This window comes from Streptomyces sp. NPDC060000, from assembly GCF_042737375.1.
Classification (GTDB): Bacteria; Actinomycetota; Actinomycetes; order Streptomycetales; family Streptomycetaceae; genus Streptomyces.
Window position 1 is genome coordinate 340,596 of sequence record NZ_JBHWUU010000001.1, and the last position, 21,699, is coordinate 362,294.

At 71.1% G+C, this 21,699-nt stretch carries 13 protein-coding genes and 1 pseudogene; 13 read left to right on the forward strand and 1 reads right to left on the reverse strand.

Annotated elements, in window-relative coordinates; genetic code table 11:
• Positions 1-2 precede the first annotated feature (2 nt).
• Positions 3-839 carry a 5,10-methylenetetrahydrofolate reductase gene (locus ACFWBB_RS01485; protein ID WP_385265363.1) on the forward strand — a complete coding sequence of 279 codons (837 nt, stop codon included), beginning with the start codon at positions 3-5 and terminating at the stop codon, positions 837-839.
• 133 nt (positions 840-972) lie between these two features.
• Here ACFWBB_RS01485 and purU read toward each other — a convergent pair whose 3' ends face one another.
• Positions 973-1,845 carry a formyltetrahydrofolate deformylase gene (gene purU, locus ACFWBB_RS01490; RefSeq protein WP_385265366.1) on the reverse strand — a complete coding sequence of 291 codons (873 nt, stop codon included), beginning with the start codon at positions 1,843-1,845 and terminating at the stop codon, positions 973-975.
• Positions 1,846-2,063: 218 nt separating this feature from the next.
• On the opposite strand from purU, the gene ACFWBB_RS01495 reads away from it, so the two are divergent.
• The 12 genes and pseudogenes from ACFWBB_RS01495 (at position 2,064) to ACFWBB_RS01550 (ending at position 21,649) form a co-directional block, all read left to right on the forward strand.
• Positions 2,064-3,533 (forward strand): aldehyde dehydrogenase family protein, encoded by a 1,470-nt coding sequence (locus ACFWBB_RS01495; protein WP_385265369.1) that lies wholly within the window; start codon positions 2,064-2,066, stop codon positions 3,531-3,533.
• A 20-nt stretch (positions 3,534-3,553) separates the two neighbouring features.
• A complete protein-coding gene (locus ACFWBB_RS01500) occupies positions 3,554-4,642 on the forward strand; it encodes a glycine betaine/L-proline ABC transporter ATP-binding protein (RefSeq protein ID WP_385265372.1) in 1,089 nt (362 codons plus the stop codon).
• Positions 4,642-6,651 (forward strand): ABC transporter permease, encoded by a 2,010-nt coding sequence (locus tag ACFWBB_RS01505; RefSeq protein WP_385265375.1) that lies wholly within the window; start codon positions 4,642-4,644, stop codon positions 6,649-6,651. Before ACFWBB_RS01500 ends, ACFWBB_RS01505 begins: the two co-directional genes overlap by 1 nt.
• Positions 6,652-6,663: 12 nt before the next feature.
• A complete protein-coding gene (locus tag ACFWBB_RS01510) occupies positions 6,664-7,641 on the forward strand; it encodes an ABC transporter substrate-binding protein (protein WP_385265379.1) in 978 nt (325 codons plus the stop codon).
• Positions 7,642-7,869: 228 nt separating this feature from the next.
• The gene (locus ACFWBB_RS01515) at positions 7,870-10,308 is read left to right on the forward strand and encodes an FAD-dependent oxidoreductase (RefSeq protein ID WP_385265382.1); all 2,439 of its coding nucleotides are present in this window, start codon (positions 7,870-7,872) and stop codon (positions 10,306-10,308) included.
• Between the two features lie 84 nt (positions 10,309-10,392).
• A complete protein-coding gene (locus ACFWBB_RS01520) occupies positions 10,393-11,625 on the forward strand; it encodes a sarcosine oxidase subunit beta family protein (RefSeq protein WP_385265385.1) in 1,233 nt (410 codons plus the stop codon).
• A gap of 11 nt (positions 11,626-11,636) precedes the next feature.
• Positions 11,637-14,918 carry a sarcosine oxidase subunit delta family protein gene (locus ACFWBB_RS01525; protein ID WP_385265388.1) on the forward strand — a complete coding sequence of 1,094 codons (3,282 nt, stop codon included), beginning with the start codon at positions 11,637-11,639 and terminating at the stop codon, positions 14,916-14,918.
• On the forward strand, positions 14,911-15,513 hold the full coding sequence (locus ACFWBB_RS01530) for a sarcosine oxidase subunit gamma (protein WP_385265391.1): 603 nt from the start codon (positions 14,911-14,913) through the stop codon (positions 15,511-15,513). The genes ACFWBB_RS01525 and ACFWBB_RS01530 overlap by 8 nt, the downstream gene beginning before the upstream one ends.
• Positions 15,514-15,694: 181 nt before the next feature.
• A pseudogene (locus ACFWBB_RS01535) lies at positions 15,695-15,931 on the forward strand (MerR family transcriptional regulator); the annotation flags it as partial.
• Positions 15,932-16,380: 449 nt separating this feature from the next.
• Entirely contained in the window at positions 16,381-17,565 is a 1,185-nt protein-coding gene (locus ACFWBB_RS01540) for a glutamate--cysteine ligase (RefSeq protein ID WP_385265394.1), read from the forward strand.
• A gap of 98 nt (positions 17,566-17,663) precedes the next feature.
• Positions 17,664-19,448, forward strand: a complete 1,785-nt coding sequence (locus ACFWBB_RS01545; protein ID WP_385265397.1) for an N-acetylglutaminylglutamine amidotransferase — start codon at positions 17,664-17,666, stop codon at positions 19,446-19,448.
• Complete coding sequence (locus tag ACFWBB_RS01550) at positions 19,421-21,649, forward strand: S9 family peptidase (protein ID WP_385265400.1); 2,229 nt, start codon at positions 19,421-19,423, stop codon at positions 21,647-21,649. Before ACFWBB_RS01545 ends, ACFWBB_RS01550 begins: the two co-directional genes overlap by 28 nt.
• Positions 21,650-21,699 lie beyond the last annotated feature (50 nt).

A 21,699-nucleotide genomic window follows, 5' to 3' on the forward strand; every position in this document is an offset into this window, starting at 1 on the left:
CGTTGGCTGCCGCTGCTCTCGCGACGCTGCTGCGCAGCGTCCGTTATGAGGTGCTGCCCGCGAAGGCGACCGAGGACAAGGTCCTCGCCCACGTCCCGCGCGATGTCGTCGTCACCGTGACGGCCTCGCCTGCCAGGGGCCTGGAGCCGACCCTCGGTCTCGCCACCCGCCTGTCGGCGCACGGCTACCGCGTCGTCCCGCACGTGCCCGCGCGACTGCTGCGGGACGGGGCGCATCTGAAGGAGGTCGTCGACCGGCTCCGTGCGGCGGGGGTGGACGACGTCTTCCTCCCCGCGGGCGACGCCGATCCGCCGGCCGGGGTCTACGAGGGGGCGCTGCCGGTGCTGCGGGCGCTGGGCGAGCTGGGCGGTCCTTTCGCCCGGATCGGCGTCACGGGGTATCCCGAGAGCCATCCGCTCATCCACGACGACGTCACCGTCCAGGCGATGTGGGACAAGCGCGAGCACGCCACCTACATCGTGAGCAACCTCTGCTTCGACGCGCGGGTGCTGGGGGAGTGGATCGCCCGGATACGGCGCCGGGAGGTCGCCCTGCCCGTCCATGTGGGCGTCGCGGGGCCGGTGCAGCGGGCGAAACTGCTGTCGATGGCGACGAAGATCGGGGTGGGGGAGTCGACGCGCTTCCTCACGAGGCACCCGTCGTGGTTCCTGCGGTTCGCGGCGCCCGGCGGGTACGCGCCCGAGCGGCTGCTGGCCCGCGCCGGGACGGCGTTCACCGCGCCCTCGGCAGGGGTGGCGGGCCTGCACCTGTTCACGTTCAACCAGATCGCCGAGACGGAGAGGTGGCGGCGGGCCCTGCTGGAGCGGCTCGGAGGCTGAGGGCGGCTCGCGGGTGTGCGGGCGGCTCGCGGTGTGCGGGCGGCTCGGGGGCCGAGGGTCAAAGGACGCCGGACGGGCCGATCTGCCCGTCCGGCGTCCCTGTGCATCCGCATGGATCCGTATACGGCGGAGTTCAGCGGAAGACCACCGTGCGGCTGCCGGCCACCATCACCCTGCTCTCGCTGTGCCACTTGACCGCGTGCGCCAGGACCTGTGCCTCGACGTCGCGGCCGACGGTGACCAGTTCGCCGGGGTCGAGCGAGTGGTCCACCCTGACCACGTCCTGCTCGATGATCTGCCCCTCGTCCAGGTCCGGCGTCACATAGTGAGCCGTCGCGCCGACGAGCTTCACCCCGCGGTCGTAGGCCTGCACATACGGTCGGGCGCCCTTGAAGCTGGGGAGGAAGGAGTGGTGGATGTTGATCGCGCGGCCGTCCAGCTGCTTGCACAGGTCGTCCGAGAGGACCTGCATGTAGCGGGCCAGCACCACCAGGTCGACGTCCAGCTCGCGCACCAGCTCCAGCAGCCGGGCCTCGGCCTCGGGCTTGGTCTCCTTGGTCACCGGGATGTGGTGGAAGGGGATGTCGTAGGTATCGGCCAGTTTCTCGAAGTCCCGGTGATTGGAGACGATCGCGGGTATCTCGATGTTCAGTGCGCCGGTGCGCCGGCGGAAGAGCAGGTCGTTGAGGCAGTGGCCGAACCTGGACACCATGATGAGTGTGCGGGTCGGCGTCGAGGCGTCCCGCAGGGTCCAGGAGATGCGATAGGCCTCCGCGACCGGACCGAACCGGTAACGCAGATTTTTCAGATCCGCGTGCGGATCGGAAACGTCGAAGTGGACCCTCATGAAGAAACGTCCCTGGAGTCGATCATCGAACTGCTGGCTCTCCAGGATGTTGCCGGAGTTCCTGACGAGAAAGCCGCTCACGGCGTGGACCAGTCCCGCGCTGTCGGGACACGAGAGAGTGAGGACGTACTCACGGCCGGATTGCGGTCGAGGGGACATAAGCGGCCTCCGTCGGTGCGTATTGCACAACTGGGTGAGCGATACGCAACATGGTCGGCTCGGTGCCGCCCGGGGTCAAGGGCGGTACGGCAACTGCTCACATGGCGAAATCGTCATCAGCCAACCTCTTGACGTATGTCTGCACATTCGCCAGGGTGTTCCACCACAAGCAATTGAATGCACAATGCGCAACGCATTTCGCTCGAAGGGCATGGCGCGTGGCAGACCTGTATGTGGACGGTGAATGGCGGGAACCGGTGGCCGGCGGCCTTCGGGAAATCCGCTGTCCCGCTGACGGCACCCTCGCGGCGACCGTGTCCGAAGGGACCCGTCCCGACACCGAGGCGGCGATCGCCGCGGCCCGCCGCGCCTTCGACGAAGGCCCCTGGCCCCGCACCCCCGAGCGGGAGCGCGGCGCCCGGCTGCTGCGCACCGCCGACATCGTCGAGCGCGACGCCAAGGAGTTCGCCCGCGCCGAATCGCTGGACACCGGCAAGCGCCTGGTGGAGAGCGAGTACGACATCGCCGACGTCGTCTCCTGCTTCCGGTACTACGCGGGGATCGCCGGCACCGACGCCGGGCGAGTGATCGACACCGGACGGGACGACGCCGTCAGCCGCGTCGTGTACGAACCGATCGGCGTGTGCGGGCTCATCACCCCCTGGAACTACCCACTGCTGCAGGCTTCTTGGAAGGTCGCTCCCGCCCTCGCCGCGGGCAACACGATCGTCCTCAAGCCCAGCGAGCTCACCCCCTCCACCTCCGTCCTGCTGATGAGGGCGCTGGCGGAGGCCGGGCTGCCGGCCGGCGCCGCGAACCTCGTCCTGGGCACCGGGCCCGAGGTCGGTGCCCCCCTCGCCGAGCACCCGGACGTCGACATGGTCTCCTTCACCGGAGGCCTGGACACCGGCCGGCACATCATGGCCACCGCGGCCGCCACCGTGAAGAAGGTCGCGCTTGAGCTCGGAGGCAAGAACCCCAACGTCGTCTTCGCCGACGCCGACTTCGAGACGGCCGTGGACTTCGCCCTCACCGCCGTCTTCCTGCACTCGGGGCAGGTCTGCTCGGCCGGCGCCCGCCTGATCGTCGAGGACTCGCTGCACGACCGCTTCGTCGACGAGGTCGTGCGCCGCGCCCGGCGGATCCGCCTGGGCGGGCCCTTCGACCCCGAGGCCGAGACCGGCGCGCTGATCTCCGGCCGGCACCGGGAGAAGGTCGAGGCGTACGTCGCCGCGGGCCTCGCCGAGGGTGCCGTACTGCGCTGCGGCGGTGAACGCCCCGGCGACCCCGCCCTCGGAGACGGCCACTACTACCCGCCGACCGTGCTCGACGAGTGCACCCAGGAGATGCGGGTGGTGCACGAGGAGTCCTTCGGACCCGTGCTGACCGTCGAGCGCTTCACCGACGAGGACGACGCCGTACGCATCGCCAACGACACCGAGTACGGACTCGCCGGAGCCGTCTGGACCCAGGACGCGGGCAAGGCCCAGCGGGTCGCCCGGCGGCTGCGCCACGGCACGGTGTGGATCAACGACTACCACCCCTATGTGCCGCAGGCGGAATGGGGTGGCTTCGGGCACTCGGGCGTGGGCCGGGAGCTGGGACCGACCGGCCTGGACGAGTACCGAGAGCCCAAGCACATCTGGCAGAACATCCAACCCCGGCCGCAGCACTGGTTCCGCGGCTGAACGCCGAAAAGAGGTCGATCGTGACCCCCACACAGACCGAGGTGGCGCAGCGTCGCGGCACGCCCCAGGACTCGGACGGCACTCCGGTCATATCCGTGCGCAAGCTGTGGAAGGTGTTCGGGCCGAAGGCCGACCGGGTACCGGGCTCCGAGGAGCTGTGCGGCCTCACCCGCCGCGAGCTCATGGACCGCACCGGATGCACCGCCGCCGTACGGGACGTGAACTTCGACGTCTCGCCCGGCGAGGTCTTCGTCGTCATGGGCCTGTCCGGCTCGGGCAAGTCCACCCTGGTGCGATGTCTGACCCGGCTGATCGAACCCACCGCCGGTGAGGTCGTCTTCGAGGGCGAGGACATCCGCCACGCGGACGCCGGACGCCTGCGCGACCTGCGCCGCCGCAAGTTCTCCATGGTCTTCCAGCACTTCGGGCTGCTGCCCCACCGCCGGGTGGTGGACAACGTGGGCTTCGGCCTGGAGATCCGCGGCATGAGCCGGGCCGAGCGGACCCGGCGCGCGATGGAGGTCGTCGAACTCGTCGGCCTCGCCGGTTACGAGAACTCCTACCCCGACCAGCTGTCCGGCGGTATGCAGCAGCGCGTCGGTCTCGCCCGGGCGCTGGCCGGCGACCCGGACGTCCTCTTCTTCGACGAGCCGTTCTCCGCGCTCGACCCGCTGATCCGCCGTGACATGCAGAACGAGGTCATCCGGCTGCACCACGAGGTCAACAAGACGATGGTCTTCATCACCCACGACCTCTCCGAGGCGCTCAAACTGGGCGACCGCATCCTCATCATGCGCGACGGCAAGACGGTCCAGTGCGGCACCGGCGACGAGCTGGTGGGCGCCCCGGCCGACGACTACGTCCGCGAGTTCGTCAAGGACGTGCCGCGCGGCGACGTGCTCACCCTGCGGTGGATCATGCGCGCGCCGGAGGACGGCGACGCCCTGGACGGCCTGGAGCTGGGCCCGGACGTCGTGGTGCGGGAGGCCACCCGGGCCGTACTGGGGGCGGACAAGCCGGTCAAGGTGGTCGAGAACGGCAAGCTGCTCGGCATCGTCGGTGACGAGGAGATCCTCGCGGTGATCGCCGGGCAGGAAGGCGACGTGTGATGACCGTTGCCATGGAGAAGCCCGAGAGGACGGACCCGGCCGACACCACGCGGACGTCCGCCCCCGCCGCGAGCGGGCGCAAGGTCAGCCGGTCCGTGATGGTGGCCGCGATCCTGGTGGTCTGGCTGGTGCTCTTCGCCGTGCTGCGCGGAAAGCAGACCCTGTCCCTGGCGGCGGCCGACCTCACCGATCTGCACCGGTGGCTCAACGACATCCGGGACTCCGTCGGCGCGAACCGCAACTCCAACCCGCTGTTCCTGTACTTCTTCAACGAGATCCGGCTGGTCATCGACAACCTGGTGACCTTGGTCCAGGACCTGATCTCCCAGCCGTCCGGCGACCGTCCGCTCCCGCAGATCGGCTGGCTCGGCGTCGTCGGCCTCGCCGGCTATGTCTCCTGGGCCGTGGGCAACTGGCGGGTCGCGCTGCTCGCCGTGGCCGGCTTCACCTTCTTCGGGCTGCAGGGCCTGTGGCAGGAGAGCATGGACACCCTGGCGCTCGTCCTGTGCGCGGTGTTCGTGGCGCTGCTGTTCGCGATCCCGCTGGGCGTGCTGGCGGGGCTGTCCGACCGGTTCAACCGGATCCTCACGCCCTTCCTGGACCTGATGCAGACGATGCCGACCTTCGTCTACCTGGCACCGCTGACCCTGATCTTCCTCATCGGCGGGGCCTCCGCCACCATCGCCACCGTGATCTACGCGGCCCCGCCGGCGATCCGCATCACCGCGCACGCCATCCGCTCCGTACCCGCGACGACCGTCGAGGCGGCCGACTCACTGGGCGCGACGCGACGCCAGTCGCTGCTGAAGGTCCTGCTGCCGATGTCCAAGCGGACCGTGGTGATGGGCGTCAACCAGACCATCATGGCCGCCCTGGCGATGGTGACCATCGCGGCCCTGATCGACGCGCCCGGCCTCGGCAAGACCGTCATGCAGGCGCTGCAGTCCCTCGACGTCGGTACGGCCTTCAACGCGGGCCTGGCCATCGTCGTCATGGCCATCGTGCTCGACCGCGTCACGACCGCGGCGAGCGCACGCGCGGAGGCCGCCCGGCGCTCGGACAACCGCTTCGCACAGTGGCGGCGGCCGCTGCTGGGGGCCGGCGCGGTGGTCGCCGTGGTGCTCGTCCACCTCTCGCACACCTATCTGTGGGCGGCGGAGTTCCCCGGCGAGGGCAGCACGGGCAGCGGCATCGCGAGCGCGGCGGACGACGTGACGACCTGGGCGCAGGACAACCTGTCGGGTCTGACGAACGGCTTCCGTGACGCCATCACCAACGGCCTGCTCAACCCGTTCCAGTCGCTGCTCACCGACTCCCCGTGGTGGCTCGTCGGCGCGGTGCTGATCGCTCTCGGCGTGGTGCTCGGCGGGTGGAAGACCGGGGTCACCACGGCCGTGTGCGCGGGCCTGCTGGTCGGCACGGGGCTGTGGTCGGACGCCATGACGACACTCGCGTCGACCCTGGTGGCGACGGTGCTGGTCATGCTGCTCGGCATCGTCTTCGGGGTGTGGATGGGGCGCAGCATGCTGGTGGACCGGGTGCTGCGGCCGTCACTGGACGCGGCGCAGGTCATGCCTCCGTTCGTCTACCTCGTGCCGTTCCTCGCCCTGTTCGGCGCGACGCGCTTCACGGCAATCGTCGCCGCCATCGTCTACGCGGTCCCGGTCGCGATAAAGATCATCGCGGACGGGGTGCGGGCCGTGCCCGCGACCACCGTGGAGGCGGCCACCTCCGCCGGGTGCAACACCTGGCAGATCATCACCAAGGTTCAACTGCCGATGTCACGCAGTGCCCTGACGCTCGCGACCAATCAGGGCCTGATCTATGTGCTGTCGATGGTTGTGGTGGGCGGCCTGGTAGGAGCGGGCGCCCTCGGCTACGACGTCGTGGCCGGCTTCTCACAGGGGCAGCTGTACGGGAAGGGACTCGCGGCGGGTCTCGCCATCGTCCTTCTCGGCGTCATGTTCGACCGGATCACTCAGGCAGCGGCGCGACGCACGAGCGCATAAGGAGCACTGACCATGGCAAGGCAAGCAAGACAGTGGAGAGTCGGCGTCGCCGGTACAGCGGTCGTCACCGCTATGGGGCTCGCCCTCACCGCCTGCGGTGGCGCGAAGGTCGGTGACGACTCAGCCTCCGCGGGCAGTTCGGGCAAGTGCGGGACCTTCAACCTCGCCGTCAACCCCTGGGTGGGCTACGAGGCGGACGCGGCGGTCGTCGCCTACGTCGCCGAGCACGAACTCGGCTGCAAGGTCACCAAGAAGGACCTCAAGGAGGAGATCGCCTGGCAGGGCTTCGGCACGGGCGAGGTCGACGCCGTGCTGGAGAACTGGGGACACGACGACCTCAAGGCGAAGTACATCACCCAGCAGAAGACCGCCGTGCAGGCCGGCTCGACCGGAAACAAGGGCATCATCGGCTGGTACGTGCCGCCGTGGCTGGCCAAGGCGCACCCGGACATCACCGACTGGAAGAACCTCGACAAGTACGCCGACAAGTTCAAGACCTCGGAGTCGGGCGGCAAGGGGCAGCTCCTCGACGGCGACCCCTCGTACGTCACCAACGACGAGGCGCTGGTGAAGAACCTGAAACTGGACTTCAAGGTGGTGTACGCGGGCAGCGAGACCGCGCTCATCCAGGCCTACCGCAAGGCCGAGAAGAACAAGGAATGGGTGATCGGCTACTTCTACGAGCCGCAGTGGTTCCTCTCCGAGGTGCCGCTGGTCAAGGTGAACCTGCCCGCGTACAAGACGGGCTGTGACGCCGACGCGGCCAAGGTCGCCTGTGACTATCCCGTCTACGACCTCGACAAGGTCGTCAGCGCCAGGTTCGCCAAGTCGGGCAGCCCGGCCTATGACCTGGTGAAGAAGTTCAACTGGACGAACGACGACCAGAACACCGTGGCCAAGTCCATCGCGGTCGACAAGATGACGCCCGACGCGGCGGCAAAGAAGTGGGTCGACGCCAACAAGGACAAGGTCGACGCCTGGATCAAGTGACGCGGAGCCGGCGGCGGTCGGACATGCCCGGTGGGCGGTGTGCGCAGGTGCGCACCGCCCACCGGGCATTGCCATGTCCCGGGCCGTGTTCCGAGCGCGTTCCGGGCCGTTTTCCGGCGTCACGGACCCCTTGACACCCCCTCCTCGCGACAGGCACATTGAGTTGCGCAACCTGAAGCATGTTGCGTAGACAGCAACCGGATCGGTTTTGAATTCGGAGGTGCGGCGATGGCGGGACCCCGAGTGGTGATCATCGGAGCGGGTGTCGTGGGAGCGGCACTCGCGGACGAGATCTCCGCGCGTGGCTGGACCGAAGTGACCGTGGTCGACCAGGGCCCGCTGCCCGCCACCGGGGGCTCGTCGTCACACGCCCCCGGTCTGGTCTTCCAGACGAACTCCTCCAAGACCATGACCGAGCTGGCCCGCTACACCGTCGAGAAGTTCTGTTCCCTCGACGTCGACGGCAAGCCCTGCTTCCTCCAGGTCGGCGGTCTCGAAGTGGCCACCACCCCCGAGCGCCTGACCGAACTCCACCGCCGCCACGGCTGGATCACCGCCTGGGGCATCGAGTCCCGGCTGCTGAGCCCCGAGGAGTGCGTCGAGCAGCACCCGCTGGTCAACCCGGACCGGGTCCTCGGCGGCCTCCTCGTCCCCACCGACGGCCTCGCCAAGGCCGTGCTCGCCGTCGAGGCACAGATCCGCCGGGCCACCGGGCGCGGCGTGCGATTCCTCGCCCGCCACGAAGTCCTCGACGTCCGGCAGGCCGACGGCCGCGTCACCGCAGTCCTCACCGACCGGGGCGAGCTGCCCGCCGACATCGTCGTGTGCTGCGCCGGCATCTGGGGCCCCAGGATCGCCCGCATGGTCGGCATGAACCTGCCGCTCACCCCGCTCGCCCACCAGCTCGCCTGGACCGGCCCGGTACCGGCGCTCGCCGGCCAGACCGAGGAGGCGGTGCGCCCGATCCTGCGCCACCAGGACGCCGACCTCTACTACCGCGACCGCTTCGACGCCATCGGCATCGGCTACTACGGCCACCGCCCGATGCCCATCTCCGCCGACGACATCCTGTCCGTCGACGCGGCCGACGGGATGCCGTCGGTCCTGGAGTTCACCGAAGAGGACTTCGCCGACGCCTGGACCGAGACCCGGTCCCTGCTCCCGGCGACGCAGGAGGCCAAGGTCGAGGAGGCCATCAACGGCCTGTTCTCCTTCACCACGGACAACTTCCCGCTGCTCGGCGAGTCCGCGGACGTCAAGGGATTCTGGGTCGCCGAGGCCGTCTGGGTCACCCACTCCGCGGGGGTCGGACGGGCCGTCGCCGAATGGCTGGTCGACGGCCACTGCTCCTCCTTCGACCTGCACGAGTGCGACATCAACCGCTTCGAGCAGCACCAGCTGTCACCGGAGTACGTCCTGGCCCGCGACTGCCAGAACTTCGTCGAGGTCTACGACATCCTGCACCCGCTCCAGCCGTCGGGGCACCCGCGCCCGATGCGCACGAGCCCCTTCCACGCCCGCCAGCAGGAGCACGGCGCGTTCTTCCTGGAGGCGAACGGCTGGGAGCGCCCGCAGTGGTACGAGGCCAACGCGGGGCTCGTCGAAGGCCGCACCATCCCCACCCCCGACGACTGGGCGGCACGGTACTGGTCGCCCATCGTCGGCGCCGAGGCCCAGGTCACCCGCGAGACCGTCGCGATGTACGACATGACGGCCCTCAAGCGGCTGGAGGTGGCCGGCCCGGGTGCCGCCGACTTCCTGGAGCGACTGGTCACCGGCAAGGTCGCCAAGTCCGTCGGCTCGGTGACGTACACCCTGCTGCTCGACCACGACGGCGGCATCCGCAGCGACATCACCGTCGCCCGCCTGGCCCGCGACGTCTTCCAGGTCGGCGCCAACGGCAACCTGGACCTGGACTGGTTCATCCGTCACCTGCCCGCCGACGGCACGGTCCAGGTCCGCGACATCACCCCCGGCACCTGCTGCGTCGGCCTGTGGGGCCCGCTGGCCCGCAAGGTCCTCCAGCCGCTGACGGACGAGGACTTCTCGAACGACGGCCTGAAGTACTTCCGCGCCAAGCGCGCCCACATCGGCTCCGTCCCGGTCACCGCGATGCGCCTGTCGTACGTCGGTGAACTCGGTTGGGAGATCTACACCACCGCCGACCTGGGCCAGAAGCTGTGGGACACCCTCTGGCAGGCGGCCGAACCGCTGGGCGGCATCATCGCCGGCCGCGGCGCCTTCAACAGCCTGCGCCTGGAGAAGGGCTACCGCTCCTTCGGCACCGACATGACCTACGAGCACGACCCCTACGAGGCCGGCGTCGGCTTCGCCGTCAAGCCCGACAAGGACGACTTCATCGGGAAGGCGGCCCTGGAGCGCCGTAAGGCCGACGTACGGCGGAAGCTGACCTGTCTCACGATCGACGACCCGCGGTCGGCCGTCCTGGGCAAGGAGCCGGTGTACGACGGCGACCGCGCCGTCGGCTACGTCACCAGCGCCGCCCACGGCTACACCATCGGCAAGGGCATCGCCTACGCCTGGCTCCCGGCCGACCTGGCCACCCCCGGCACCACCCTGCACATCGGCTACTTCGACCGGCGCGTCGAGGCCGTCGTCGCCGAGGAGCCCCTGTTCGACCCGACCATGTCCCGCCTCCGTGGCTGACCGCGAGGAAGAGGCACCGCCGGTGACCGCACAACTCCTCGACGGCCAGGCGACAGAAGCCCTTTCAGAAGACGGAGACGTCCGATGAGCCCCCGCACCCCCGGCTCCGAGCTCCCCGAGCACCCCGACTGGCTGTGGCGCACGCCGGAGCCGAAGCGGTCGTACGACGTGGTGATCGTCGGCGGCGGCGGACACGGCCTCGCCACCGCCCACTACCTGGCGAGGAACCACGGCATCACCAACGTCGCCGTGCTGGAGAAGGGCTGGCTGGCGGGCGGCAACATGGCCCGCAACACCACGATCATCCGCTCCAACTACCTGTGGGACGAGAGCGCCGGCATCTACGAGCACGCGCTCAAGCTGTGGGAGGGGCTGGCGGAGGAACTCGACTACCCGATCCTCTTCTCCCAGCGAGGCGTGCTGAACCTCGCCCACAGCCTCCAGGACGTCCGTGACAGCGTCCGCCGTGTCGAGGCGAACCGGCTCAACGGCGTCGACGCCGAGTGGCTCGACGCCGAGCGGGTCCGGGAGGTCTGCCCCATCGTCAACATCTCGCCGGACGTGCGCTATCCGGTCCTGGGCGCCACCTACCAGCCACGGGCCGGCATCGCCAAGCACGACCACGTCGCCTGGGGCCTGGCCCGCTCCGCCGACGCCGCCGGGATCGACATCATCCAGAACTGCGAGGTCACCGGCCTGGACGTGGTCGGCGGCCGGGTCGTCGGCGTACAGACCACCCTGGGCCCGATCGCGGCCGGCAAGGTCGCACTGTGCTCGGCCGGCCACACCTCGGTCCTCGCCGCCATGGCGGGCATCGAACTCCCTCTGCAGAGCCACCCCTTGCAGGCGCTCGTGTCGGAGTTGCTGGAGCCGGTGCACCCGACGGTCGTGATGTCCAACGCGGTCCACGTGTACGTCAGCCAGGCGCACAAGGGCGAACTGGTGATGGGCGCGGGCATCGACTCGTACAACTCCTACACCCAGCGCGGCGCGTTCCACATCATCGAAGAGCAGATGTCGGCGGCCCTGGAGCTCTTCCCGGTCTTCGCCCGCGCCCATGTGCTGCGCACCTGGGGCGGCATCGTCGACGTCAGCCCGGACGCCTCGCCGATCGTCGGCCTCACGCCGGTGGACAACCTGTACCTCAACTGCGGCTGGGGAACGGGCGGTTTCAAGGCCACCCCGGGCGTCGGCTGGGTCTACGCCCACACCATCGCCCACGACACCCCTCACCCCCTCAACGCCCCCTTCTCGCTCGACCGTTTCACCACCGGCGCGCTCGTCGACGAGCACGGCGCGGCCGCGGTGGCCCACTAGGGAGCCGATCCATGCTGCTCATCCCCTGCCCGTGGTGCGGGCCCCGCGACGAGGCCGAGTTCCACTACGGCGGCCAGGCACACGTGCCGTACCCCGAGGACCCGTCGGCCCTCGGTGACGAGGACTGGGCCCGGTACCTGTTCTTCCGCGACAACCCGAAGGGCCCGTTCGCCGAGCGCTGGAGCCACGCGGCGGGCTGCCGCAAGTGGTTCAACGCGGTACGCGACACCTCGACGAACGAGATCCTGACGGTGTACAGGGCGGGGGAGGCTCGCCCGGTCACTGTTGCATCAAGGCCGGCCGTACCAGCCCGTCCTGGGGTGCCCCCTCCGGGGAAGATCGAGGACGAGGCCCTTTCGGAGCCGAAGCGTGGGTCCAAGGGCGCAGCCCCCGGCGGGGCCGAAGGGGCAGAGCCCCTTCAGGAGGGGACGGGTAGGGGCGGCAAGGGTGAGGAACCCATCAGCGGCCCCGCCGCAGGCCGGCCGTTCCGCCACCCCACCCGAGGCCGAATCCACCGCGACAAACCACTCACCTTCACCTTCGACGGCACCGAGTACCAGGGCTACCGGGGCGACACCCTCGCCTCGGCCCTCCTCGCCAACGGCGTCATCCAGGCCGGCACCGGCATCAAGCTCGGCCGCCCGCGCGGCATCTTCTCGGCGGGCGTCGAAGAGCCCAACGCGGTCGTCCAGATCGAGGCCCCCTTCCCCGAGCCCATGCTCCCCGCGACGACGGTCGAGCTGTACGACGGCCTGGTCGCGAGCAGCCTCCCCGGTCAGGGCCGCCTCTCCACCGAACCGGACCCCGCCCGCTACGACGCCGTACACGCCCACTGCGACCTGCTGGTCGTCGGCGCGGGCCCGGCCGGCCTCGCGGCCGCCGCCGCGGCGGCGAAGAGCGGCGCACGCGTCATCCTCGCCGACGACCGGCCGGAACCGGGCGGCAGCCTCCTGGGCTCGGGCGAACACCTGGACTGGGTGGCGGGGGTCGCCGCGCTGCTCGACGCCGAGCCCGAGGTGCGCGTGCTGCGCCGCACCACCGTCTTCGGGTACTACGACGACAACCACCTCCTCGCCGTCGAGCGCCGCACCAACCACCTCGGCGCGGACGCCCCGGCGCACACATCCCGCGAGCGCGTCTGGCGCATCCGAGCGCGTCGCGTGGTCCTCGCCACCGGCGCCCACGAACGCTCGCTGGTCTTCGCGGACAACGACCGCCCAGGAGTGATGCTGGCCGCCTCGGCCCGCACCTACGTCAATCGTCACGGGGTCCTGCCCGGCCGCTACGCGGTCGTCTTCACCACCAACGACAGTGCCTACGCGGCGGCGCTGGACCTCGCCGCGGCGGGCGTGGACGTCGCGGCGGTCGTCGACACCCGCTCCGAGCCGGGGGAGTGGGCCGAGCGCGCCCGGGCCGCCGGTATCGAGGTGCTGTCCGGGCATGCCGTCACCGGCACGGAAGGCGGCACGCGCCTCACCGCGGTGACCGTCGCCCCGTACGGAGAGCCCACGGGACAACGGCAGTTCGCCGCCGACCTCCTCCTGGTCTCCGGCGGCTGGAACCCGGTGGCGCAGCTGTTCAGCCAGGCGGGCGGAAAGCTGCGCTTCGACGAGGCGCTGGGCTCCTTCGTCCCCGACACCTGCCGTCAGGCGGTCGAGGTCGCGGGCAGCGCGAGCGGCATCCCGGACCTGGCCCGGGTCCTCACCCAGGGCGCGGCCGCCGGCACCCGCGCGATCGAGGCCGAGGGCCACACCGCCGAGGCGCCACGGCTCCCGGACGTGGCCGCACAGCCGCACACGCCACCGATGCACGTGTACGTGGTCCCCGGTACATCCGGCGCCCACCGCTTCGTCGACCTCCAACGCGACGTCACCGTCGTCGATCTGGCCCGGGCCACCGGCGCCGGTATGCGCTCGGTCGAGCACACCAAGCGCTACACCACGGCCGGCACCGCCAACGACCAGGGCAGGACGTCCGGCGTCCTCGCCAGTGGTGTCGTCGCCGAACTGCTCGGGGTGGACATCTCCACGCTCGGCACGACCACGTTCCGCCCCCCTTACACCCCCGTCTCCTTCGCCACGCTCGCCGGACGCGACCGCGGCGCGCTGCACGACCCCATCCGGGTGACGGCCCTGCACGCCTGGCATGCCGGGCACGGCGCCCTGTTCGAGAACGTCGGGCAGTGGAAACGCCCCTGGTACTACCCGCAGGACGGCGAGGACATGGAGGCCGCCGTGCTGCGTGAGTGCGCCGCCGCGCGTGACGGCGTCGCCTTCATGGACGCCTCCACCCTCGGCAAGATCGACGTACAGGGCGCGGACGCCGGTGTCCTCCTGGACCGGCTCTACACGAACATGATGAGCACCCTGAAGGTCGGCATGATCCGCTACGGCGTCATGTGCCGCCCGGACGGCATGGTCTTCGACGACGGCACGGTCATCCGCCTCGCCCGGGACCGCTTCCTGGTCACCACCACGACCGGCAACGCGGCGGCCGTGCTGGACTGGATGGAGGAGTGGCTCCAGACGGAGTGGCCCGAGCTGAACGTCCACTGCACCTCCGTGACCGAGCAGTGGGCCACGGTCGCCCTGGTCGGCCCGCGCTCCCGCGACGTGCTGGGCGCGCTCGCTCCCCGACTGGCCGTGGCCAACGACGACTTCCCGTTCATGGCATGGCGCGACACGCAGGTCGCGGGCATCGCGGCCAGGGTGTGCCGGATCAGCTTCTCCGGCGAACTGGCCTACGAGGTCAACGTGTCACCGTGGGAGGCCCTCGCCCTCTGGGAGGCCCTGGACGAGGCCGGTGCCCCGTACGGCATCACCCCCTACGGCACCGAGACCATGCACGTCCTGCGCGCGGAGAAGGGCTACCCCATCATCGGCCAGGACACCGACGGCACCGTCACCCCGCAGGACCTCGGCATGAGCTGGGTGGTGTCGAAGAAGAAGCCCGACTTCGTCGGCAAGCGCTCCTACGCCCGTGCCGACACCGCGCGCGCCGACCGCAAGCACCTGGTCGGCCTCCTCCCGGAGGATCCCGGCACCTTCCTCCCGGAGGGCACCCAGCTGATCGCCGACAGCGTGCTGCCCGCGCCGCCCGTCCCCATGCTCGGCCACGTCACCTCCAGCTACCGCAGCGCCGCCCTGGGCCGGACCTTCGCGCTCGCCCTGATCAAGGGCGGCCGGGAGCGCATCGGTGAGCGGCTGTACGCCCCCGTGGGCGACCGGCTGGTTGCGGTGACCGTCGCAAGCCCCGTCCTCTACGACCCCGAGGGAGCACGTCGCGATGGCTGACACCGCCCTTTCCGCCCCGCCCCGCAGCCCCTTGTCGCACGTCGCCGGCCGCCTGGCCGCCGCGACCCGCACGTCCGGGGGCGCGGTCCGGCTGGCCGAACTCCCCTTCCTGACCCAGGTGAACGTGCGCCTCGACGCCAAGGGACCGGCGGCCGACGCCGTCGGTCCGGCGCTGGGCCTCCCCCTGCCCCTCGAACCCAACACCGTCGTACGCGCTGGGGAGTTGACCGCGATCTGGCTGGGCCCGGACGAATGGCTGCTGGTGGGCCCGCCGGGCGGCGAGCGGGACCTGGAGAGCCGGATCCGGGCGGCCGCCGGGGACGAGCCCGTCTCCGTCACCGACGTCTCCGCGCAACGCACCACGCTCCTCGTGACCGGGCCCCGCGCCCGAGACCTCCTCGCGCACGGCTGCGCGCTGGACCTGCACCCGCGCGCCTTCGGCCCCGGACGCTGTGCCCAGACCACTCTGGCCCGTACCCAGATCGTCCTCGTCTCCCGTGACGAGACCAGGGCCGGGTTCTGGGTACTGGTCCGGTCGTCCTTCGCCGGCTATCTGGCGGACTGGCTGCTCGACGCGGCGACGGAATACATCTGAGCCCCACCCTCCGGCGGCTCCCGGCGCGTGCCGCGGGAGCCGCACAAGGCCTCCCACAGCATGCTTCCGTGTACGCGGCGTGGGCGATCACTGAAGTGCCGGCATCAGGAGAATGACCCGAGCGAGTTGACCCTCCCCTTACGTCAGGCTTGACGCTGTACGCCGACGAAAGGGCAGGTGGATGAGTTACTCCGTGGGGCAGGTCTCGGCTTTCGCCGGGGTGACGGTGCGTACGCTGCACCACTACGACAAGGCGGGGCTGCTCTCGCCCCGTGACCGCAGCCATACCGGGTACCGGCTCTACAGCGACGCCGACCTGGCTCGTCTCCAGCAGATCCTCTTCTACCGAGAGCTCGGCTTCTCCCTCGACGGGATCGCCGCGATCCTCAAGGATCCCTACGCACGAGCCGCCGCGAGAGCCGCGCGGCACATGGGGACCGAGGACGGAGCAGGCCAGGCACTCAAGGCGGTCAGGCGATTGACCAGGACATGAGCCAACGGCGATGTCCGACGACGCCGCGCGCGCGAGCGGCGGGCTGCCGAACGGCTGACGCGACGGTGATCGTGATCCGGCGTGGAGGAGATGCGCCCCCTGTCGAAGGGCAGCATCCTGGTGATCAGGTGGCGTCGGCACCGTTCGCTCCACCGCCTGACCGCGGGTGACACCCACCACCGGCCGGCCGGATTGCCCTGACTCTCGCGTGCGCAGCGATGAGGCCGCTCATCCGAGGGTTGCCCGCGTCATATGGGTCGCGTGGGCTTACAAATCGGCGTTCTGGTGACTCGAAGATCCTCACATGCCGCCGCGCCCGCCGGTGAGGCACCTCGCCGGCGGTCGGCAGCCGTTCATCGCCCCGAGGAGTGACCGTGAGCGTTCGTATCGGAGTGGAAGAGGAGTTCCACGTCCTGGAAGCGGAGAGCGGGCTGCTCGTGCCGCGCGCCAATCCGCTTCTGCGGCGCCTTCCACGGCGTACCTTCACGACCGAACTGCATCAGTCCACCGTGGAATCGAACAGCAAGGTGCACACGTCCCTCGGCGACCTGTACGCCGACCTCACCGAGACGAGACGACGGCTCGACGCGGCAGCATCCTCCCTGGGTCTGGCGGCGGTGGCCGCCGGCACCGCGCCGCTCGCGCCCGCGGCCTCCGCGCACCCCACCGCCGGAGCGCGCTACCACCGCATGCTCGAGGACTACCGCGCCATCGCCGACGAGCAGCTCATCTGCGGGGCCCAGGTCCATGTGGACGTCCCCGACCGCGACACGGCGGTGCGGGTCATGTGCGAGGTCTCTCCCTGGCTGCCCGTGCTGCTGGCGCTCTCCGCCGGTTCGCCGTTCTGGCAGGGGGCCGACACCGGCTACGCGAGCTGGCGCACCATGCTGTGGCAGCGCTGGCCCACCGCGGGCCCGGTCGGCTGCTTCGCGGGCGCGGACGAGTACGACGCCACGGTCCGCGACCTCGTCCGGGCCGGGATCATCAGCGACCCGGGGATGATCTACTACGACGTACGCCCCTCCGCGCATCTGCAGACCCTGGAACTGCGCATCTGCGACTCCTGCCCCCGCGCCGAGACCGTCGTGCTCGTCGCCGGACTGTTCCGCGCCCTGGTGACCGAGGCCTGCGAAAGGCTTCGGACGGGCGGTGTCCCGAGCTGCGAAGGACGGCACGAGTGGCTGCGCGGCGCCTCCTGGCGGGCCGCACGCTCCGGGCTCGAAGGCAGTCTGGTGGACCCCGGAACCCACCAGGAGGTGCCCGCCGGTCAGGTTGTGCGCAAGCTGCTCGCCCGACTGCGCCCCGCCCTGGAGGGGCACGGCGACCGGCAGACCGTCCACGAGCTGGCGGAGGAGGCCCTCTGCGACGGCAGCGCGGCCCACCGCATGCGCCGCATCGCCCAGGACGAGGGTCTGCCGGCCTGCGTCGACATGCTGATCGCCGAGACCCGCGGCGAACGCGCTCCCCGCAGGGCGACGGACACTCGCCGCCAGAACCTCTACGCCGCCGACGTGACAGGCCCCTCCCGCGTGTCCGCTCGGCCGCTGACCCCCAGGTGAACCGCCATGGACACCGACGATCCCCACCCCTGCGCCGATGATCCGGCACCCACGTTCCGGTCACCGGCCGGCGCCGAACGAGAAGGAGGCGGCACCACATGTGCGGTCTGAGCGGGGAGATCCGCTTCGACGGTAGCCGACCCGACCTCGAGGCCGTCGAGCGCATGAGCGAGCGGCTCGCCGCCCGCGGCCCCGACGGTCAGGGAACCTGGACGCGCGGGGCGGTGGCGCTGGGGCACCGACGGCTGAAGATCATCGACCTGTCGGACCTCGGGGCGCAGCCGATGACCGACCCTCGAGCCGCGATCACCGGAGTCTTCAACGGCTGTGTGTACAACTACCAGGAACTGCGCGAGGAACTGCGAAGCCTGGGACACCGGTTCGCCTCGACATCCGACACCGAGGTGGTGCTGAAGGCCTACCAGCAGTGGGGCACCGCCTGCGTGGAGCGCTTCCACGGCATGTTCGCCTTCGCCCTCGTGGAGCACCGGTCCGGGCGGGTGGTGCTGGGGCGCGACCGGCTCGGTGTCAAGCCCCTGTACCTGGCACGGACGCCGGGCCGGCTCCGCTTCGCGTCCTCCCTGCCCGCGCTCCTCGCCGCGGGCGACGTGGACACCTCACTCGACCCGGTGGCCGTTCACCAGTACCTGAGCTGGCACGCCACGGTGGCGGCCCCCCGTACCGTCCTGAGCGGAGTGCGCAAGCTCCCGCCGGCCACCGTGCGGGTCGTCGAACCTGACGGCACCCACCACGACCACCGCTACTGGCAGCCGTCGTACACGCGCCAAGCCGAGTACGCGGACATGGACGCGGACGACTGGCGGGACGCGATGCAGGAGGCGCTGCGCACGGCCGTACGCCGGCGCATGGTCTCCGACGTCCAGGTCGGCGTCCTGCTCTCCGGCGGCCTGGACTCCAGTCTGATCGTCGCGCTGCTGGCCCAGGAGGGGCAGCGGGACCTGATGACGTTCAGCGTGGGGTTCGAATCGGAGGGCGGAGAGGACGGCGACGAGTTCCGCTACTCGGATCTGGTGGCCCGCGAGTTCGGCACCGACCACCGTCGGCTGATGGTTCCCTCCGACCAGGTGTCGACAGCCCTCGACGGTGCCGTCGAGGCCATGAGCGAGCCGATGACCAGCCACGACGTGGTCGCCTTCTATCTGCTGTCCGAGCAGGTGTCCAAGGAGGTGAAGGTCGTGCAGAGCGGCCAGGGCGCCGACGAGGTGCTCGCCGGCTACCACTGGTACCCGCGGCTCGCCGAAGCCACCCGCGCCGGCGCGGCCGAACGGTACGCCGACACCTACTTCGACCGGCCGCACGCCGACCTCGCCCGGATCCTCGAACCCCGCATGCTGCCCGACGACGACGTCTCGGGCCGCTTCGTCCGGGACCACATGGCGGTCCCCGGGGCCGAGACGGCCCTGGACGCGGCCCTGCGCCTGGACACACACGTGATGCTCGTCGACGACCCGGTCAAGCGGGTCGACAACATGACCATGGCCTGGGGTCTGGAGGCCCGGGTGCCGTTCCTCGACCACCAACTGGTCGAACTGGCCGCGGCCTGCCCGCCGGAACTCAAGCTGGCCGACGGCGGCAAGGGCGTGCTGAAGGCGGCGGGCCGTCAGCTGCTGCCCCGGGAGATCGTCGACCGCCCCAAGGGCTACTTCCCGGTCCCGGCGATCAGGCACATGGCAGGGCCCGTCCTGAAGCGGGTGCGCGAGGCGCTCGAGGCACCCGAGGCGAGGCAGCGCGGCCTCTTCCGGGAGTCGTACGTGTCCCAGCTCCTCGAGGCGCCCGACGAGCACCGCACCAAACGGGGAGCGAACGCGTTGTGGCAGGTAGCGTTGCTGGAGATATGGCTTCAGACGCACGGCATCACGTGACCGACGAGCGGACCGCCCCGGCCGGTGCGGTGTCCACCTCGCCGTCCGTCGCCGCCCGGCCGGGGGCCGCCGGCGCCCCAATCGCTCCGCCGCCGCCCGGCACCCGGTCGGCGGACGGACGGGGGGCCGCCGCCCCAGCCCCGGCGCCGGTCGCCCTGCCCGAGGCGAGCGGTCCACGGGACGCCGTGACGCGGCTGCGCGCTCACGGCTGCTGGTACCCCTCCGCCAGTGCCGACGGCTCCGAGGTGGCCTTCATCTGCGACCGGGGCGGCGTCCCCCAGCTGTGGGCCGGCCCCGTGGACGGGGACGAGGTGCACCTGCTGGACTCCCTCCCGGACCCCGTCAAGGAGGTGTCCTGGTCACCGGACGGCCGCTGGATCGCCTACACCACCGCACCGGGCGGTGGCGAACACTCCCGGGTGCTGTGCGTACGGCCCGACGGCACCGGCCGCCGCGTGATCGCCGGGGCCGACCCCGGCCACACCGCCCACCTGGGCTGCTGGGCGCACGACGGCTCGGCCGTCGCCGTCACGCTCGCCGCTCCGGACACCCGCACGCCCACGGACGGCGCCGGACCCCCAGGCGACGAGACCGCCCTGCCGGCGAACTGGGCCGGACGGGACGGCCGGGCGACGCTGCTGGGCGGAACCCCGTACGACACCGCACGGCCGACGGGACGGACCCTGACGCCGTCCGACGCCACGGCTCCCGCGCCCCTCGCCGTACCGGCGGTCCGGCCCGACGGCGGGTTGTCGGCCTACCTGATCGACCCCGACGGTCTGGCGTCCCCCGTACTGCTCGCCACAGAGACGCACGCCGCCACCCTGCGGGTGTGCGACATCAGCCGCGACGGCCGGCTCGTGCTGCTGCGCCGGGGGCCGCGCGGACGACGGGAGGCGGTCGTCCGCCGCACGGCCGACTCGGCGCCGACATGCACCGTGCAGGTCGCCGACGGCGACCCGTGGATCGGCCGGTTCGCACCCGACGGGCGGACGCTGTGGCTGCGCAGCGACGCCGAACGCGAGTACGCGGCGCTGCTCGCCGTCACCCTCGGCACCGACGGCCGGCCGCACGGCAGGTCCGTCGCGGCGGAACGGCCCGACAGCGACCTCGACCTCCTGGCGTGGTCGCAGGACGGCCGCACCGCCGCGCTGTCCTGGAACGAACGCGGCGCGAGCCGGCTCGAACTCGTGGACACCTCCCCGGCCCACCGGGCCCCGTACGGACCGCTGCCGACGACGCCCGTCCCCCTGCCCCACGAGGTCGTCACCCGCGTCACGGCAGCCGGCCCGCGGGGACTGCTGTCGGCACTGTCCGGTTCCCAGCGCCGCCCCGGGGTGTGGTCGGCCTTCGAAGGCGTGTCCCTGCTGCGCACACCCTGGTCGTCCCGTGACGAGGACGCCGCCGGGCCGGGCCGCCCGCCCGTGCGCCCCGTCCTCCTACGGCTCACGGCTCGGGACGGGCTGCCCCTGAGCGGCTGGTACTACCGGGCTCCGGGCCGGCCCGCGGGCGACCCGGCACCCTGTGTGATCCACCTGCACGGAGGTCCGGAGGAACAGGAGCGCCCCGTCTTCAGCCCGCTGTACCACGAGCTGACCGGGCGCGGACTGGACGTCTTCGCCCCCGACGTCCGAGGCTCCTCGGGGCACGGCAGATCGTTCGTCGACGCCGACCTGGGCACCGGCCGCTTCGCCGCGCTGGACGACGTCGCGGACTGCGCGGCGCACGCGGTGCCGGCAGGCCCCGCCGACCCGACCCGGCTCGCGGTCATGGGCCGCTCGTACGGCGGCTACCTCACCTTCGCCACCCTCGTGCACCACCCGGATCTGTTCCGGACCGGCGTCGCCGTGTGCGGCATGTCGGACTTCGCGACCTTCTTCGCCGGTACGGAACCCTGGCTCGCGGAGTCGGCGGCCCACAAGTACGGCCACCCCGAACGCGACCGGGAACTGCTGCGCGCGCTCTCGCCGATGACCCGCGTCGACGCGCTGCGCGTCCCCCTGCTCGCCGTGCACGGCGAACACGACACCAACGTGCCGCCGGGGGAGTCCGAGCAGTTCGTCCGGGCGGCGCGTGACCGCGGGATCCCGGCCGAGCTGCTCACTCTGCGCGACGAGGGCCACGACTTCCTGCGGGCGGACAACCGACGACTGTTCCGCCGGGCCGCCGCGGACTGGCTGCAACGCCACCTGACCGGCTGAGCAGGGCCGCGGTGTGGACCCGCGGGTGGCGGAGATCGTCGAAATGTCCC

Excerpts from the sequence above, each read along its gene's own strand:
- purU (WP_385265366.1), bottom strand. The coding sequence starts at position 1,845 with ATGTCCCCTCGACCGCAATCCGGCCGTGAGTACGTCCTCACTCTCTCG.
- ACFWBB_RS01505 (WP_385265375.1), top strand. The coding sequence starts at position 4,642 with ATGACCGTTGCCATGGAGAAGCCCGAGAGGACGGACCCGGCCGACACC.
- ACFWBB_RS01510 (WP_385265379.1), top strand. The coding sequence starts at position 6,664 with ATGGCAAGGCAAGCAAGACAGTGGAGAGTCGGCGTCGCCGGTACAGCG.
- ACFWBB_RS01515 (WP_385265382.1), top strand. The coding sequence starts at position 7,870 with ATGGCGGGACCCCGAGTGGTGATCATCGGAGCGGGTGTCGTGGGAGCG.
- ACFWBB_RS01520 (WP_385265385.1), top strand. The coding sequence starts at position 10,393 with ATGAGCCCCCGCACCCCCGGCTCCGAGCTCCCCGAGCACCCCGACTGG.
- ACFWBB_RS01525 (WP_385265388.1), top strand. The coding sequence starts at position 11,637 with ATGCTGCTCATCCCCTGCCCGTGGTGCGGGCCCCGCGACGAGGCCGAG.
- ACFWBB_RS01530 (WP_385265391.1), top strand. The coding sequence starts at position 14,911 with ATGGCTGACACCGCCCTTTCCGCCCCGCCCCGCAGCCCCTTGTCGCAC.
- ACFWBB_RS01545 (WP_385265397.1), top strand. The coding sequence starts at position 17,664 with ATGTGCGGTCTGAGCGGGGAGATCCGCTTCGACGGTAGCCGACCCGAC.
- ACFWBB_RS01550 (WP_385265400.1), top strand. The coding sequence starts at position 19,421 with ATGGCTTCAGACGCACGGCATCACGTGACCGACGAGCGGACCGCCCCG.